At 53.4% G+C, this 16,609-nt stretch carries 15 protein-coding genes; 10 read left to right on the top strand and 5 right to left on the bottom strand.

The features are described 5' to 3' along the window. Positions 1–219 precede the first annotated feature (219 nt). Complete coding sequence (locus NSQ46_RS28005) at positions 220–1,002, top strand: helix-turn-helix domain-containing protein (RefSeq protein WP_007130625.1); 783 nt, start codon at positions 220–222, stop codon at positions 1,000–1,002. A 75-nt stretch (positions 1,003–1,077) separates the two neighbouring features. Further along, positions 1,078–1,875: an inositol monophosphatase family protein gene (locus NSQ46_RS28000; RefSeq protein ID WP_007130624.1), complete on the top strand. Its 798-nt coding sequence runs from the start codon at positions 1,078–1,080 to the stop codon at positions 1,873–1,875. Positions 1,876–1,998: 123 nt separating this feature from the next. On the opposite strand, the gene NSQ46_RS27995 is transcribed toward NSQ46_RS28000, so the two are convergent. The 4 genes from NSQ46_RS27995 to NSQ46_RS27980 are packed head-to-tail and all read right to left on the bottom strand — an operon-like array spanning position 1,999 to position 5,479. Beyond that, a complete protein-coding gene (locus tag NSQ46_RS27995) occupies positions 1,999–2,988 on the bottom strand; it encodes a ketoacyl-ACP synthase III (RefSeq protein ID WP_007130623.1) in 990 nt (329 codons plus the stop codon). Positions 2,989–3,000: 12 nt separating this feature from the next. Next, a complete protein-coding gene (locus NSQ46_RS27990) occupies positions 3,001–3,342 on the bottom strand; it encodes a hypothetical protein (RefSeq protein WP_007130622.1) in 342 nt (113 codons plus the stop codon). 59 nt (positions 3,343–3,401) lie between these two features. Beyond that, positions 3,402–5,027 carry a thiamine pyrophosphate-binding protein gene (locus NSQ46_RS27985; protein ID WP_007130621.1) on the bottom strand — a complete coding sequence of 542 codons (1,626 nt, stop codon included), beginning with the start codon at positions 5,025–5,027 and terminating at the stop codon, positions 3,402–3,404. Beyond that, complete coding sequence (locus tag NSQ46_RS27980; protein WP_007130620.1) at positions 5,024–5,479, bottom strand: GAF domain-containing protein; 456 nt, start codon at positions 5,477–5,479, stop codon at positions 5,024–5,026. The genes NSQ46_RS27985 and NSQ46_RS27980 overlap by 4 nt, the downstream gene beginning before the upstream one ends. 951 nt (positions 5,480–6,430) lie before the next feature. Between NSQ46_RS27980 and NSQ46_RS27975 the strand changes: the two genes are divergently transcribed. From NSQ46_RS27975 to NSQ46_RS27940, 8 genes are all read left to right on the top strand, one after another. Next, a complete protein-coding gene (locus NSQ46_RS27975) occupies positions 6,431–7,771 on the top strand; it encodes an ABC transporter substrate-binding protein (protein ID WP_342575549.1) in 1,341 nt (446 codons plus the stop codon). Positions 7,772–7,776: 5 nt separating this feature from the next. Continuing rightward, on the top strand, positions 7,777–8,727 hold the full coding sequence (locus NSQ46_RS27970) for a sugar ABC transporter permease (protein WP_342575548.1): 951 nt from the start codon (positions 7,777–7,779) through the stop codon (positions 8,725–8,727). Then, positions 8,717–9,577: a carbohydrate ABC transporter permease gene (locus NSQ46_RS27965; protein ID WP_007130617.1), complete on the top strand. Its 861-nt coding sequence runs from the start codon at positions 8,717–8,719 to the stop codon at positions 9,575–9,577. The genes NSQ46_RS27970 and NSQ46_RS27965 overlap by 11 nt, the downstream gene beginning before the upstream one ends. 110 nt (positions 9,578–9,687) lie before the next feature. Beyond that, positions 9,688–10,407, top strand: coding sequence for a glycerophosphodiester phosphodiesterase family protein (locus NSQ46_RS27960; protein WP_007130616.1), 720 nt, complete (start codon positions 9,688–9,690; stop codon positions 10,405–10,407). A gap of 274 nt (positions 10,408–10,681) precedes the next feature. Next, positions 10,682–12,139, top strand: a complete 1,458-nt coding sequence (locus NSQ46_RS27955; RefSeq protein ID WP_342575547.1) for an MDR family MFS transporter — start codon at positions 10,682–10,684, stop codon at positions 12,137–12,139. Between the two features lie 59 nt (positions 12,140–12,198). Continuing rightward, positions 12,199–12,774: a TetR/AcrR family transcriptional regulator gene (locus tag NSQ46_RS27950; protein WP_232239381.1), complete on the top strand. Its 576-nt coding sequence runs from the start codon at positions 12,199–12,201 to the stop codon at positions 12,772–12,774. 250 nt (positions 12,775–13,024) lie between these two features. Then, entirely contained in the window at positions 13,025–14,347 is a 1,323-nt protein-coding gene (locus NSQ46_RS27945; protein ID WP_342575545.1) for an MFS transporter, read from the top strand. After that, entirely contained in the window at positions 14,319–15,236 is a 918-nt protein-coding gene (locus tag NSQ46_RS27940) for a polysaccharide deacetylase family protein (protein WP_251536102.1), read from the top strand. Before NSQ46_RS27945 ends, NSQ46_RS27940 begins: the two co-directional genes overlap by 29 nt. 317 nt (positions 15,237–15,553) lie before the next feature. Here the strand turns inward: NSQ46_RS27940 and NSQ46_RS27935 are convergent, their stop codons facing one another. Next, positions 15,554–16,453 carry a hypothetical protein gene (locus NSQ46_RS27935; protein ID WP_251536100.1) on the bottom strand — a complete coding sequence of 300 codons (900 nt, stop codon included), beginning with the start codon at positions 16,451–16,453 and terminating at the stop codon, positions 15,554–15,556. Between the last annotated feature and the right edge of the window lie 156 nt (positions 16,454–16,609).

Genomic DNA, 16,609 nt, shown 5'->3' with positions numbered 1-16,609 from the left:
CTTGATAAAATCAGTGGTTTTTATATTAGACTACTTATCGAGGTTATAGCCTATTGCTAGATAGCGTTAAAGAGATGCCTATATCATGGCTAATTAATTTTGCGGATTAGAGTTCCTCATCACAATTGGAATGGCTGATAAAATGAAAGGATTGACAACATACCTCCTCAACAGTAGTATTATTGAATAATACTAATAATAGCGTGAAGGAGCGTTACGATGATTGATGAGCTGCGAAGCATCGGGCTGTCGGATTTGGAGGCGCGAATTTACCTTGCCCTGCACGAATCCCCCGAAATGTCGGGATATGAAGTAGCCAAGCGGGTGTCGGTATCCCGTTCGAACGTTTATGCGGCCCTGCGGGCGATGACGGATAAGGGGGTGTGCCGAACGATCGAGGCGGATCCCGTGTTATATGATGCGGTGCCGATCGGTCAGGTGGTGAAGACGCTGAAAACCCAATTCGATCAAAATGCACGTATGCTGCTTGAGGAGCTGAACGCGCCGCCGAAGTCCTCGCCGTCGTTCTACAGCTGGAAGGGGGATCAGGCGCTGCGCAAAGCCATTGACCGTCTGGCGGCAAACGCCGAGAAGAGCATTGTCGTTGATCTATGGTCCGAAGACGTCCACTGGATGAGCGAGGCGCTGTCTGAGGCCGAACGGCGCGGCGTCCGAGTTGTCGCGATTGTCATCGGAGAATCCGGGCTCTCCCTGAAGCATGTCATCGAGCATAAGCGGAGCGAGATATGGCAGCAGGCGCAGTCCAGAAAATTCTCGATGCTGTGCGATTCGAAGTCGGCATTAATCGGAAGCTTCGGCCGGTCTCTCCGATTAACGGCGCTTGAAACCGATCATCCTTCCATAATTGAACTGCTTCAGAACGGTCTATATCACGATCTGGTGATGGAGCGGATTGAGGAGGATTTCGCCGCCGAGCTTTCGGATCAATACGGCAGCGATTATGAACGGATTATCAGCCCGTTTCGGGAGCTGCTGGAATAGAGTAGCGGGAGACCGCTTCTTTTTGCGAAAATATTAGTAGTATTCAAAAATACTATCCTGAGGAGTGGACATTTTATGATCCATGTAGATCCACATGCCATCGGGGCCATACTGGCTCAAGTCGGGGAAGAATTGTTGGAGGAATATGGAGGGCTTGCTCCTGCAGCGTCGCGGGAGCAGCTGATTGAACGTTTTGCGGACGCCAACGGCTGGGCAGAGCGCCGCATACGCCAGGCGGTGAACGAAATCCATCCCGGGCTGCCATGGTCCGATGCTGAGCTGGATGCAGCCAGGCAGGGAAGTCCGGAATACGGAGACGCCTACTGGGTGCTTGACCCGATCGACGGAGCCGTCCATCTGCATCAGGGATTCGGATTTTGGGCGATCTCCCTTTGCTTGATCCGGGAAGGCGTTGCCGTCTTCTCGGCCGTTTATGATGCCGGCCGCCGCGAATTGTTCCATGCGGTCCGCGGAGAAGGGGCTTACTTGAACGGCGAGAGGATTCGGGTATCGGCGAAAACGGGTCTGGCCGATGCGCTTCTGCTGACGGCTCCCCCTAACAAAGTCGAGGTGGAGCCCGAGAACGTCAAGCTGACCGCCTGGAGCGTCGGCAAGCTGCTGCCGGAATGCACGGCGCTGCGCATGCTCGGCTCCGTCGCGCTTCAGATGGCTTATGTGGCCTGCGGGCGCATGGATGCCTACTGGGAGTTTGGCCGCGAAATTTACGACTGGCTGGCAGGCGCGCTGCTGATCGAAGAAGCGGGCGGCTGCGTATCCGATGTCGACGGATCGCCGTTCACTTGGGGAACATCCGGGGTTGTTGCAGGACCGGACGCGCTTCGGGACAAGATCGTAACCGTATTGGCAGGGTGATTTTCCCCTGCATGAATCCATGACATGGAGAAGCCCGTCCATTGCGGAAAATGGGCGGGCTTCTTGCTGCAGATACCTTTTATTATTAACGTTGAGAATCGGTCCGTTCCCAGAGCAGGATGCTCAGTACTGAATCAACAGGCTGACATTTTGCCAACCCGCTCCTACCGTCCAGAAGACCAGGTAATCGCCGCGCTTCACTTTTCCGGCCCGAACTGCTTCGTACAGGGCGAGGAAAGGGCTCGTTGTCGCGGTGTAACCGTACTTGTCCCCGATATAAGGAACCTTGTCCTGATCAATCCCGAGGCGCTCCGAAACATGCTTGATATTGCCCAAGGTAAATTGGGAGAACATAAAGCCGGCAATATCATCCTTGGTCAGATCGTTGCGTTCCAGCAAGATGCGAATCGAATTCACCGCGGATTCGGCACAGACCGAATCATCGAAAGGCGTAAACTTCACCTGCGCATCCTTAGCCGTAAACTCCTCACGGTACAGATTCGACAAGCCGTGGGCCGGGAACAGGGAATTGTCGATAACGGATGTATCGGTTTGATAGACGGAATCGATCAAACCGCGGGTGCCTTCCGCTTGCTCCAAAATCACGGCTACTGCCGATTCGGCAAAATTCGAATAATACACCGGCTCCTCCGGACTGTGAACCGAAAGATAATCGGAGCCGACCACAAGCGCACGCTCTACCCTAGGATTAGCGGTCATATAGCGGGAAGCCTGCTCTACCGCAACAAGGATGCCGGCACAATTCGCGTTAATGTCGAAGCAAGCCGTTAGGAGATCGCCTCCAAGGGCATGGTGGAGCTTCAGCGCATTGCTGGGCAGCAAATATTCCGGTGTCTGGGAAGTGAAGATGATCAGATCTACGTCTTTTGCGGACAGCCCGCTCTTCTCCAGCACCAGCTTGGATGCCTGCACGGCCATCGTGAATGTATTCTCTTCCGGATTATCGATAATAAAACGCTTATTACGGCCCAGAGCGGTTACAAGTCCGGTAACATCCGTACCTCTTTCCGCAAAATAGTTAATGTAGTATTCGTTGTCTACTTCATTAGCAGGATGGTAGATTTCAATCTCGCGAATTTGTACACCTCTCATGGCCATCTCTCCTTATTGTTCGATAATTTCGTAGTTGTCCAGCTTCACGCCACGAGCAACACGCCCGAGCTGCATCTTCAGGATCGGATTTTTGGAAATGCGCAGCGTAACTTTCTTAAAGCCGTCTTTTTTATACATCTCGAAGCATCCTTCCAAAAGCGGAAGCGTCTCAGGCGCAGAGACGTTCAGCTTCGTGCAGTCGATGTCAATTTCATATTCCGGAACGGAAATGGTTGAGATGGCCTTGCCGTAAGCCTCAATGGATGCCATTCCGTCTTCCGGCGAGAAGGTGCCTTCCACCTCGGCATGAAATACTTTTGCAGCTTGATCGATTTTGATATTAAAGCTTCCCATGTTGCTCTTCCTCCTATGATCGAAACATATTATGTTGAATTGGTGTTGTACCTTAGTGCTTATTTCTTCAGGGCTTTCAAGCGATCCAAGATCGGCGCGGGCTCGCTGCCGTCCGTATTGACCTCAATGATGCACGGCCCTGTCATCTCCCGCAGGAATCCCGGAATATCCTCCATGTCCTCCAGACGGTCGACAGACATCGCTCGGATTCCGGCGATTCGCATCATGTCGGCGATGGAGATTCTCTCCTGCTTGTAATCCGGGATCGTGCGGTTATATAGAAACTTCTGCCCGCGCTCGACGTAAGACAGCATGGCGTTGTTAATAATGAAATAAATGATGGGCAGACCGTACTCTTTAGCGGTAAGCACCTCGGTGCCATTCATGAAGAACGAGCCGTCCCCCGCAATAACGGCAACCGGGCGGGTCGAGTCGGCCAGATATAGTCCCGGTCCTCCCGCCATCGCCGATCCCATCGCTCCATAGTTCAGATTGATTTCAAAATCGCCGCCGGCGGGCACTTCCAAGTACTTCAGGACAAAGTTGGTAAATTCCCCGATATCGCATACATATCGCGTGTCTGCCGGCATCACTTGGCTCAGCTTCTCCAGAAACAGGCGCAGCGACAAGCCTGTATGATTGGGCTCGTAGGCCTCGTTAAGCGGGAACGGCTTCTTAAATGAAGCTGAAGACGGACTCACGTGCTCCGCAAAATAAGGAACGGCATCCCGGAGATCGGCAACAACGGCTGCATCGGTCCGGAAGACTTTCCCAAGCTCTTTGGCATCACGGTCGACATGAATCACCTTGCGTCCGTCCACCAGGACATCATTGAAGTTGCATGTAGAGGACTCTCCCAGGCTTGTACCCAAGATTAAAATGCAGGTGGCCTTCGAAGAGGTGACGTATTCCATCGCCGCATCGGTGCTTGAAAATCCGTAATTCCCTAAGTTAAGCGGAAATTCGGCCGGAATGATGCCTTTGGCCGATGGCGTCGTAATGATGGGCCACTGCAGCCGTTCGCTGAGACGCATGATGGCTTCGGCTGATGAGCGCCCGCCGCGTCCGACCATAATGATTCCCCGCTCAGCCTCATTCAGGAGGGCTGCAGCACGCTCCATCTCATCCGGATTCGGGCGAATACGCTGAAGCGCGGAAGGCTCTGGAGCCGCAGGCAAGAGCGCCGGCGCTTCCATCCGCTGCACATCGATCGGAACCGAAATATGCACAGGCCCGCAAGGGGGAGTCAGCGCGATCCTTACCGCCTTATCCAGCTCGGCCAACACATCGGCTTCGTTCATCACGGTGTTGCTGTATTTGGTGATGGGCCGGACAATATCCTGCGCATCCATCTCTTGGATGGCTCCCTTGCCGATCTGCCACCGGTTTACGTATCCGGTGATGACCAGCAGAGGGGCTTTGGCGCGCATGGCATCGGCAATCCCGTTCATCATATTGCCGACCCCGACCGCACCGGCACCGGCACAAACGGCGAGCTTGCCGGAATTGCTGGCATATCGCGCAGCCATATAGGCGGCGCCGGCTTCATTTTTCGTAATGATCGGCTTGATATCGACATCAATCAACGCGTCATAGATCGGGCCGATGATCCCGGCCGGAATTCCGAATATGCAGTCCACTCCGACATTTCGCAAATACTTCAGCACGGCTTCGGCAATATTCATCTTGAAGAATCCTCCTTATGCTGTAGTTGAAACGCATCCTTGTATTCAAACACAAGTGATTCTGCACGTTTGACCTCTTCTTTCGTAAAATCATGCCGTGCTCCAATCGAGGCGACGACGACGATCCCCTTCACCGTCTCATGCTGCATGACAGGCAGAACCATAATGCTGTCGATCCCAAACAGGAAAAACTCGTCGGCCGCGCGCGGATCGTTCTTGACGTCTTGCAGGACAACCGTTTGCGGATGCTCCATCATTTCGCGCAAAAGGCGGTCATGCCGGATGTAGACGGGGTGCTCTGCATGAACGCTTTTCCACTTCTCCACGCCGAGCTGGTCCGTCTTCGTTTTGGATACCGGATTCAAACGGCCGTCCCGGATTTCATGATAGGCGATATCGGCCACGCCTGTGAGGCGTTCAAGCTCTTCAAACAGTGATGCTAATCGCTCCATGCCCATTTCTCCTCCGTATCAAAAATCTCATTGTCCGATCGGATGTTTAGTTTCTTCGTCCGATTCAAGCAGCTAGGAGGACGTTAACATTTCTCCCTTAGCGGATAGCTTAAAGCAGCCGCTCTTGTCCAAATTGTCGGTGTCGTTATGTTTGCTGAAGTACGGTACGCCCCCTTTGTCGCAATGGCCGCGGCATTTCCGGGTACGGGCAAACTGCGGCTATTTTTGGAATTGCGTGTAACACACCATTTATATCGGATCCTTTTTTTCGTTCTTTCATGGTTTTTCGGAAATATTATAATTTTTTTCACTTTTTCATAGCGTGTTATCCAAGTTGAGGTGAAGGGTTTGTTTCATTTGTTATGTTCGCAATGACAATTGTTACATCAAGCTAAAATTCTTTTTAATTCGACAAAAAAACACAAAATTCGCTATAGACTCCTGCTAATTAATTCCTCTATGATAGATACTAAACATGATAGACACAGCTTGAGAGCAGTTTTGGCTATTCTGAAAGCGCTCTCCTGGGTGAGGCGGCGAATAACTGAAGGATTGGAAGAGGCTAAAGCCGGTATGATAACTCCTATCCATCGTTCGTGCAGCAGAAACCGAAAGCGCATTCATAGAATAGCTGTTCTTGAACAGGAGGTTGTGTACACTAGCGTTCGGTTAATACTCCCTTGATCAACCGTCGCTAACATGAAGTGGTGCGTGTTTCATAAGGCGGTTCGATCCGCAGTGAATGAATTGCTTAATTGCATATCGCTAGGGGTGGAGACGATGAGATAACCCTGGGAGGCAGCTGCTTTAGCTTTTTTAGGAGGTGGTGGCTCTTTTGGTTGCTCGTTAACGTCTCTATTTTTGTGCGCATTTTTTAGGGGATATCCAGGCTTTGAATCACAGACAGCAGATATGCAGTGATAGAAACATTCGAAAGGGGCCAGAACATTGATGAAAAAGAAAACATGGTTGCTTACGCTGTTGACCATTATGATGATCATGACGACCGCGTGCGCAGGAGGCAGCGGAGGAAGCGGGAACGCAGGGGGCGAGGTTAACCTCGATGACGTGGAAGCGGCTTCAATGGATTTGAAGAACGATACAACGCCGATCAAGATCCAGTATTGGCACTCGCATGCCGAGGCACAACTGGAAGGCTTGAACTACATGATTGGAGAGTTTCAGAAGAAGTATCCGCACATTACAGTTGAACCGGTATTCCAAGGCGGGTATCCGGATCTGCATAAGAAGCTGTCGGCTGCCGTGGCCGCCGGCGACGTTCCGGCTGTAACGAACGTGGAAGTATCCTCCCTGCCGAACTTTGCGGACAGCGGCGTATTCGCCGACCTGGGACCATGGATCAAACGGGACGAAGTGAAGATGGACGACTTCGCGCAAGGCATGTTGAAGGCGTATGCATTTAACGGCAAGCAGTATGGATTCCCGCTGATCGTCAGCACCAGCGTCTTCGTGTACAACAAGACGATGCTGGACGAGCTCGGCGTAGAGCCGCCGCAGAAGTGGGACGAGATTGAAGCCTTCAACGCCAAAGTCGCGAAGAAGGAAGGCGACAAGACGACGCGGTATGCCTTCTCCGTTCCAGGTTGGGATACCTGGTACTACGATCCGTGGAACATTAACGGCGGCGGGCAAATCTTGACAGAGGATATGAGCGCATCGGCGGTGGAGAACGAGGATTCCCTGCGCTACCTCCAAAACTTCTACAAGTGGCAAAACGAAGGCAGCATGCATATGGGCTTCGGCAAGGGCGCTTCCGACAATATGCGTCAAATGTTCCTGAACGGCGAGATCGCAATGGTACAGCATACATCGGCCATGCTGAAAATGTACCGTGAGAACGCGGATTTTGAAGTGGGCGTATCCTTCCTCCCTGGCGACAAGAAGCGTACCTCCAATATTGGCGGTGCGGGCATCGTGATGATGAACGGCGCCAAGGATCTGGAGAAGGAAGCCGCATGGAAGTTTATCGAGTTCATGACCTCCGCCGAGCATAACATCAAGTGGGCGGAATCGGTAGGCTACCTGCCGACTCGGAAATCGGCCATCGAATCCGAAGAGGGAGACCAATATTTCGAAAGATGGCCTCAGTACAGAGCGGTTTACGAGCACTTTGATGAAGTGACACCGCGCCTGCAGCATCCGGCTTATCCGGAATTCAGCGAGGTGTACAAGGAAGTCATCGGCGAGATGGTGCTTAACAAGAAGGATCCAGTGCCGTTGATGCAGGAAGCGGCCAAGAAGATTAACGATATTCTGATGGATTACGAGTGATGTCTATGGAAACCAATCCAAAATTAAACAAGGCGGCGCCCAACCGGGCGTCCGCTTCCGTATCCAGACGGGTGTCGAATTCGGTCATCGAGAAATGGAAGGACTTTGCCTTTTCGGTGCCGGCCCTGGTATTCATGGGGGCTTTCCTGTACTTTCCGCTCCTGTACTCCATTTATATCAGCTTCACGAACTGGAACATGACGCGCCCGGTGATGAAATTTGTCGGAGCGAACAACTATACCCGGCTGCTGACGAACGAAGAGTTCTATCAATCGATGAAGGTGACGTTCCTGTACACGCTCATGGATGTCGTCTTTACGCTGGCGATCGGCTTGCTGCTGGCGCTGCTGCTCAACGTGTCATCCTCCCGCCTGTTCGGATTCATGCGGGGCGTGATCTTCATGCCGTATTACATTTCCATGGTCATCGCGGCCATGGTGTTCACTTGGATTTATAACGGGCAGTACGGGCTTCTGAACCAGGTGGTGTCCTGGTTCGGAATGGATCCCGTGGAATGGCTCATCAATCCGTCCACCGCGCTGCCGGCGCTTGTCGCCGTCTCGGTCTGGAAGGGCGTCGGCTTTGCCATGATCCTGTTCATTGCGGGCATGCGCGGAATTCCGGCGGAATATTATGAAGCGGCCTCCATTGATGGAGCCAGCCGCCTTCGGCAGTTCCGCAACATTACGCTTCCGCTCTTGTCGCCCATGACGCTGTTCCTTGTTATTACCAGCTTCATTTCGTCGATGCAGGTCTTCCAATCCATCGATGTCATGACAGATGGCGGACCGCTTAAGGCCACCAACGCGATCGTATACTGGATTTATACGATGGCCTTCGTCGAATTCAAGACGGGAAGAGCTTCTGCGCTTGTCATGATTCTGTTCGTGATTATATTGCTGTTAACGATGTTTCAAATGTGGGTCAGCAGGAAGAAGGTGCACTATGAGGGATAATTATATGGCCGGTTCGGCCGCAAACCGCAAACTGCTCATGGCGCTTCGCATTATAGCGGCGGTCCTGGTCACTCTGGTCATGTTCTTTCCGGTATATTGGCTCTTGATCAGCTCCCTTAAGACGCAGGCAGAGATGCGGATGGCCGTACCGACGTTCTGGCCGCAAAGCTTCGCATGGGAAAACTTCGCCGAAGCTTTCCGCGTCATTCCATACGCGCGGTATTTCGGCAATACGCTGATTATGGCCGTAGGGACGATCATTCTGCAGCTGAACGTGGCGTTAATGGCGGCTTATGCGTTCGCAAAAGGGCAATTCCGGGGACGGGATGCGCTGTTCTTGCTCGTGCTGGCTGCCCTAATTGTCCCCGAGCAGGTTACCTTCGTGCCGGTATACGTCATGATGTCGAAGCTGGGCTGGCTGGACACATTCTTGGCCCTCATCGTGCCTCATGGCGCTTCGGCTTATGCGATCTTCCTGCTGCGGCAATCGTTCAAATCGATCAACAATGATGTGCTGGAGGCGGCGCGGGTCGACGGTGCGGGCCGGTTCTCCATTTTGTACAAATTGCTGCTCCCGATGGCGCTGCCGACCGTCGTAACGATGGGCGTTCTGATCTTCATATCGACCTGGAACTCGTATTTCTGGCCGCTTATCATGACGAATGACAACGATATGCGGGTGCTTACGGTCGGCATCGCGATGCTTCGCGATTCCATTGCGGGCAATGAAGCGATGTTCTTCCATATCATTATGGCATCGAGCGTTATGGCGATCATTCCGATCGTGCTTGTCTTTACGGTCATGCAGAAGCATATCGTAGCCGCTATGGCAAATTCGACATTTAAGTAATAGGCATGCCTTGGCCTTCGGGGCGCTCGCTCCCCGGGGCCTTTCCATGTTGCGGCGGCAGGCCGCATCATGGAATAATAACCACAAAGCTTACGAGGGGGAATTGAACGATGACAGTACGTGGACTGGCCCATCGGGGATATCCGCTGAAATACCCGGAGAATACGATGCTGGGCTTTCGGAAGGCGCTTGAGCTTGGGTACACGCATTTGGAGCTGGACGTTCAGCTGACGAAGGACGGGGTGCCTGTCGTCATCCATGATCCGACGGTCAACCGGACGACGAACGGCACCGGAGAGGTGAAGTCCTTCACGTTCGAGGAGATCCGGCGACTCGATGCCGGACAGGGGGAAGCCATCCCCACGCTGGAGGAAGCGCTGCTGCTGGCGAAAGACCGCATGACGGTGGATATCGAGCTGAAGCAGACAGGCCTTGCTTATCCGGGGCTGGAGCAGAAGGTGATCGAGACGGTGCGGCATGCGGGCATGGAGAAGCAGGTGTTCCTGACCTCCTTCGATCATTATTCGATCGAGCGGGCCCGGACCCTGGATTCGGACATCGAGCTTGGCCTGGTTATTTACGGGGCAACGCCATCGGTATTTCCGTATCTGGATCAATTAAGGGCAAAGTATGTGTCCGTAAAATACGTGTTTATCACGCCTGAATTTTTGGAGGAAGCGCGAAAGAGGGATATTCAACTGATTGTGTGGACGCCTGACGATGAGTCGGTGCTCGAGTCCCTCGCACAGTATCCGGACCTGTTGATCTGCACGAACAATCTGGAGGGCTGGGCGAAGGTGTACAAGGAGAAGGTGCTGCTGAACTCGTAAAGCATTTGCAGTGTTTGCAGAGAACCTGAAGAGCTTCCAGCATGTAATGCAAGTTGTTCTCTACTCCTCGTTTGGCCGACAGCGGGTTTGGAGTTGAATCAAATGGAATACGAATGGTTAAGGGTATGTCCGGGCCGGGGAGGCCGGACATACCCTTTCTTTGTAAAGAATATGAAAATTTTAAATTTCAGTTTGACTTGCGGACAATTGTCCGTTAGAATAATACCACGCTAACGGACAATTGTCCGTATATAGAGATAAGGAGGATACATTTTTGGATATGGGAGTGGGGCCGAGTTCGGCCAAAATTGATTTAAGCAAGATAAAGAGGGGGCCGATCGTCGCCGCGCTGATTATCGGCGCGTTCGTCTCGATCTTGAACGAGACGCTGCTGAATATCGCGTTTCCAAGCTTGATGGAGCAGTTCGGCATCGGTGAGGCGACGGTGCAGTGGCTGTCCACGTCTTACATGCTCGTTGTCGGCATTCTCGTGCCTATCACGGCGCTGCTTCAACTGTGGTTTTCGACAAGGCAGATGTTTATCGGCGCGATGTCGCTATTTCTTGTCGGGACCATTATATGCGGGTTCGCTCCAGTATTCGGGGTGCTGCTGACCGGCCGCATTTTGCAGGCAGTCGGAACGGGTCTCATGATTCCGGTGCTGATGAATACGATCCTCAGCATCTATCCGCCGCAAAACCGCGGAGCCGCCATGGGGATGATCGGGCTTGTCATTATGACCGCCCCGGCGATTGGACCGACGCTGTCCGGTTTGATTGTTGACGCGCTCAATTGGCGCTGGTTGTTCTACCTCGTTATGCCGCTGGCTGCGTTCTCCATTATTTTTGCAGCTATGTTTTTGAAAAATGTAACCGAGCTTACGAAACCGAAGGTCGATTTCATCTCCATCATTCTGTCGACGATCGGCTTCGGGGGCATCGTGTACGGCTTTAGCAGTGCCGGAGAAGGCTCCTGGTCGGATCCGGTGGTTATTTGGTGCATCGCGGCCGGGGCTATCAGCCTGCTGCTCTTCGTATGGCGTCAGCTGAGCATGAAGGAGCCGATGCTGGACCTGCGTACCTTCAAATATCCGATGTTCTCGCTGGTGACGATTCTGATGCTTGTGCTGATGATGAGCATGTTCTCCACGATGATCATGCTGCCGCTGTTCTTGCAGAATGCACTGGGAATGACGGCGCTGGCAGCCGGCCTTGTCATGATGCCGGGCGGCATTATCAACGGACTGATGGCGCCGATCACGGGCAAGCTGTTCGACAAGTTTGGGCCGAGAGTGCTGGTCATTCCGGGACTCGTCCTGTTAGTTATTGCCATCTTCCTGTTTTCGCGCGTTAACGCTTCATGGACGGGTGGTTATGTCATCTTCCTTCATGTTATGATGATGATAGGTATATCCATGGTCATGATGCCTGCCCAAACAACGGCTCTGAATCAGCTGCCGAGACTGCTGTACCCGCACGGAACCGCGATTATGAATACTCTTCAGCAGGTAGCGGGGGCCGTCGGTATGGCGCTGTTTATCAGCATCATGACAGCAGGAGCTAAAAATTATGTCGTGACAACCGGGGATCTGGATAATCCGGTCGAGAGTATGATAGCCGGCCTTCATAGTGCTTTCATCACCGGACTTGTTCTGGCAATTGCGGCATTGGTGCTGGGTCTGTTCGTGAAACGCGCATCTACGCCGTCTGAACAGGAACGGTCCGCCGCATAAAGATTCCTGTGTCGATGGGAAAGGATGCATGCATTCTGAGCAAAAGAGAGAATGACGAATTGAGTCAAAAAATCTTGGATACGGCTCAAGCGTTGTTTAATAAATACGGGGTCGAGGACGTATCCATGCATCAGGTGGCCAAAACGGCCGGGATCGGTCAAGGCACGCTCTATCGCCGTTATCCAAGCAAGAGCAAGATATGCTTTTCCTTGATGGAAGCGAAAATCGATCGGTTCCTGCAGGAGTTGGATGAGTATCTTCGCAACAGTGATGAACCGGTCGCCGTCCGGATTCGGACGATTATCACCCGCGTGATCCTGCATTTTAATGAGGATTTGGAGTGGCTTCGGGTGATGCTGACCTCCGACAGGCTGGAGGAAACCAAGAATCATCTGTGCGAAAATCCGCCCTTCACCTATCTGCGGCTGCAGATCAAGACTCTGCTTGAGGATGCGGCGGAACAAGGCGTCCTGATGCCCGTGGATCCGCAGTTTACTTCCGTCATGATGGCCTCGCTGCCGCGTGCGGATATTATCTTGTTCCTGCGCGACATGGGATACAGCGCGGAGCAGATTGCCGAGCAATATTGCCGTAGCTTTGTGGATCCGCTGTTTGTAGACCGTTCAACCATATAGCATTCGCGGTAACCATGCCGCTTCGCCTCAAGACCAGCCGGTCTTGGCGAAGCGGCTTTTCTTTTCCTGTTGTTACAGCAGGCCTGAAGCGGCAAGCCGGTAAAAGAGAAGGGTCCCGCGAGACTCATTTGGCAAGTGCTTTGCTCATAATCGGGCCCCGGGCGCGTGAGCAGGTATAAACCCAGGCTGCGGCGAATACTGTACACCAATATCGTCCATTCCAGGATGGACCTTTGGTGGGGGGATGCGCATGAAGCGCAGTTGGGTCAATTCGCCGTATTCATTTTCGCTCGGGATGTTTGCCATGATGGTGCCGAGCCAGGCGTTCAGCTCCTTTTACATCTTCTTTTATGTGGATCAGCTGGGATTGGGAATTGGGCTGGCATCGCTGGCACGGACGGTTTTTCTAATCTGGGATGCGGTCAATAATCCGCTGATGGGGTATTGGTCCGATCGGACGAAGACAAGATTCGGAAGGCGCAGGCCGTGGGTGTTCGGCGCGATTCCGCTGTTTATGCTCACCTTTGTGCTCGTATTTTCCCCGCCGGAGGGACTTGGGCAGAACGGACTGTTTACGTGGTTTCTGATAACCCTGATTCTTTACGAGGCGGTAGCGACGGTGCTCTGGGTCAACTACGGGGCATTGTTTCCGGAGCTGTTCCGGGGCGACCGTCTCCGTGCCAAGGCTTCGGCGGTGCAGCAGGGCTATCAGGTCGTTGCTCTGCTGATCGGTACGGCCGTGACGCCGATTCTGTATGATGCGATGGGGTTCTCGAACATGGCGATCCTATATGCGGTGCTGTTCGGCGCGTTCATGTTCATATGCATGATGAGCGTCCGGGAGCAGGAGGCTTATCGGGAAGCAGATCCGCTCCCGCTTGGCGCGGCATTCCGGGAAACGCTGCTCAACAAGAAATTTTGGGTATTCAACATCTCGAATTCGTTCGTACAGACGGTGAACGGGCTTATTAGCTCGACGATTCCTTTCTATGCCAAATATGTGCTGAAGATTCCTGACGACCAGGTGTCGCTGCTGCTGGCGTCGGTATTTGTATCGGTCATTCCGCTCGTGTTCGTCTGGTACCGGATCATTCGCAGCATGGACGGTGTGAAGGCCTGGCGGCTGTCATTGGCCATATATGGTCTGTCGGTCATTCCGCTCTGGTTCGGCTTTAACCTGGTCAGCGGCATCTTGGCCGGCATCGGCGTCGGCTTCGGGCTTGCCGGCTTTCTGGTGACCCCGGCCGTTGTCAGCGGCAGTATCATCGATGAAGATGCGTTGCGAACAGGCTTGCGGAGGGAAGGGATCTACACGTCCGTGAGCGGGTTTATTACGCGTTCGAGCGGTCTGATCTCCGCGGTTGCCTTCTGGGTGGTCGGCATCATCTTTGGATATGAAAGCGGCGACAACCCGGGAAGCGATCCGGAATCGACCTTCCGTTATTTAATGAGCGTCGTTCCGCTATGCCTGCTGGTCGTTTCATTCCTCGTATCCTTCCTTACCAAAATCGAATTTTCTAAACCGATCGGAGGCGTGCATGAGCATGGAGCGAAGATTGATCATCAATTGTGACGATTTCGGGCAGAGCGGGCCGATGAATCAGGCCATCCAGCACCTGCTTGAAGAGAATAAGGCATCATCGGCCACCATCATGACGGTCGCTCCCGGATTCGAGGAGGCGGCAGCGTGGGCCGCGCGCAGGAATCAGGCCAATGTGGGTCTTCATCTGACGATGACCAGCGAATTTGAGGCTTTGCGATGGCGAAGCCTGACCGGACATTCCTCGCTTCATGATGCCGAAGGCTACCAATACCGGACGGTCCGCGAGTTCGAACAAGGCGCTGAGGCTGGAGCGGTGCTTAAGGAACTGGAAGCCCAGTACCGGCTCGCCCGCAGGGCAGGGATCCGGATTAGCCATGTCGATAATCATATGGGGAGCCTGTACGGGATAGAGACAGGGCGAAGCTTTATCCCTCAGATGCTGTGGAAGACCTCCCGCTGGAAACTCCCGGTGCGGCTCTTCCGCTATATCGATCCGGAGGACTCCCTGCTCCGCTCCCTGCCGAACATCGAGCGGCCGGTGGCGCTGGCATCGGGCTTAGCCGATACCTTCGGGGTTCCGATTCCGGATTATTTGCTCTCGCATTCCTTCGCCAAGCTGGAGGGGGAGACGTACGACAGCTTCAAGCAATCGATCATTGCCAGACTGTATCGGCTGCCGGAAGGCGTATGCGAAACCTATGTCCATCCGGGAGTAGAGGATGACTGGATGGAGGCGAATATTCCGAACTGGGAGAAGCGGGTGTGGGAGTTCAAGCTTTTGTTTGATGAGGATTTTGCCTACGGAATGCGGGATGCCGGCGTAATCCTGACGGATTACCGGTATGTCGAGGCGCATTTGAAGCGTCCCCGCATGCGGTCGGCGGTGAAGCTGGTCAAGGTGCTGGCCAAGAAGTCGTAATCGGGCGCTGGAGTCTGGCAAGCTTGGTCGCCGAATTCGGCCAGCCGACACACCCGAGCCTGCATGACATAGTCCAGCCAATAACTTGCCGGATCCAGCAAGCAGTCTCTGCCCGACCAGACCCGCCAACAAACTTGCCTAGCCTAGGCTCTCCAACAACCTCCCGGGTCCAGCAAGCAAGCCACCCCGGAGCGGGTCAGCTATAATGCCTGCCTCGCCTGGACCAAGCATCGAGCCTGCCGGGTCCGCCAAGCCAAGCCCTGCCCAACCCGGGCAGGGCTTGTTCTTAAATAAATAAGTATATCCATTCGTATAACCTATTCAGCGCCAGCGTCTTCCTTCGCAGCCTTCAGCTCCAGCTGGGCGATCTGTGCCTTATACTGTTCGAGAAGCTGGGCCAGGGCGTTCTTGATGGCGTCGGAGTCCTTTGATTCCACGGCCTGTGCAAGCTCCATTTGCGCTTTGATGAAGGCGATATCACGCTCGGTAAGTTTGACGGCCTTAACTTCCTCATGGCGGCCTGGAGCTGCTTCAATAAGGATATCATCCGGAGATACGGCTGCTGCCGCTTTGATAGCGATGCTCACTTCTTTAGGCGAGGAGGTTATATCGTTAGCCGTACCATCGCTCTTAAGCTCTTGCCGTATGAGCGTTTTTACCCATTGCTTAGGGACGTCCTGGTCCGCGATATCGCTCGGTTTCGCGGCATGTACCAGGCCGGAATCACCTTTTATCTCGTAATTTCCCAAGATCTCTGAATCTCCCAGGATCTCTGTAATTTCAACCGTTTTCGCAGCCTCTTTCAATTCCTTGATGTCTTGGCCCTGAGGGTCCGGCGCTTTAACTGCTGCAATGGCTACTCCATGGATGGGCGCCGACTTTTCCTGGGCTTCCGGATCCGGCTCAGTAGGAGGGGCTTCGGCCGCAATAAAGAAGGCCTTCCCTTCCGTTACAGTCAGCTTCTTATATTTCTCCAGCGTCTGCTCCCAGTCTTTCAGCGTCTCCGGTGCATACTGCTTGACCAGCTCCAGCGGATCAGGCAGTATGCGAACGGAGGAAGCGACCGGACCGGCCTCCGTTTTCGTTTGGTATATCTTCACGTTGTGAAGGGGCCGATCCGTCGCAGACGAGTCTGCGGAGGCATGGGCCGTGCCTGCGGAAGCCGCAAGAAGAGCAGCCGAAAGGGCCAGTTTGCCAAAAACATGCTTGTGATTCATGGTAACACTCCTTTTTTTGAGGGATAAGTTGTCTTACAGCTTTCAATTTACAGACCGGCATTGGCAGAACGTTGGTGCTTTTGTGGAAAAATAATGGCATTTCCCATTCGCCGACCGCCGCTTGGTATACTGGGAGAAGATAAAGCCCGGAGGTAC

This window comes from Paenibacillus sp. FSL M8-0142, assembly GCF_038597315.1.
In the GTDB taxonomy this organism is placed as follows: Bacteria; Bacillota; Bacilli; order Paenibacillales; family Paenibacillaceae; genus Paenibacillus_AQ; species Paenibacillus_AQ lactis.
Note: the sequence above shows the minus strand (reverse complement) of the source record. Positions and strands in the feature narration are given on the sequence as shown.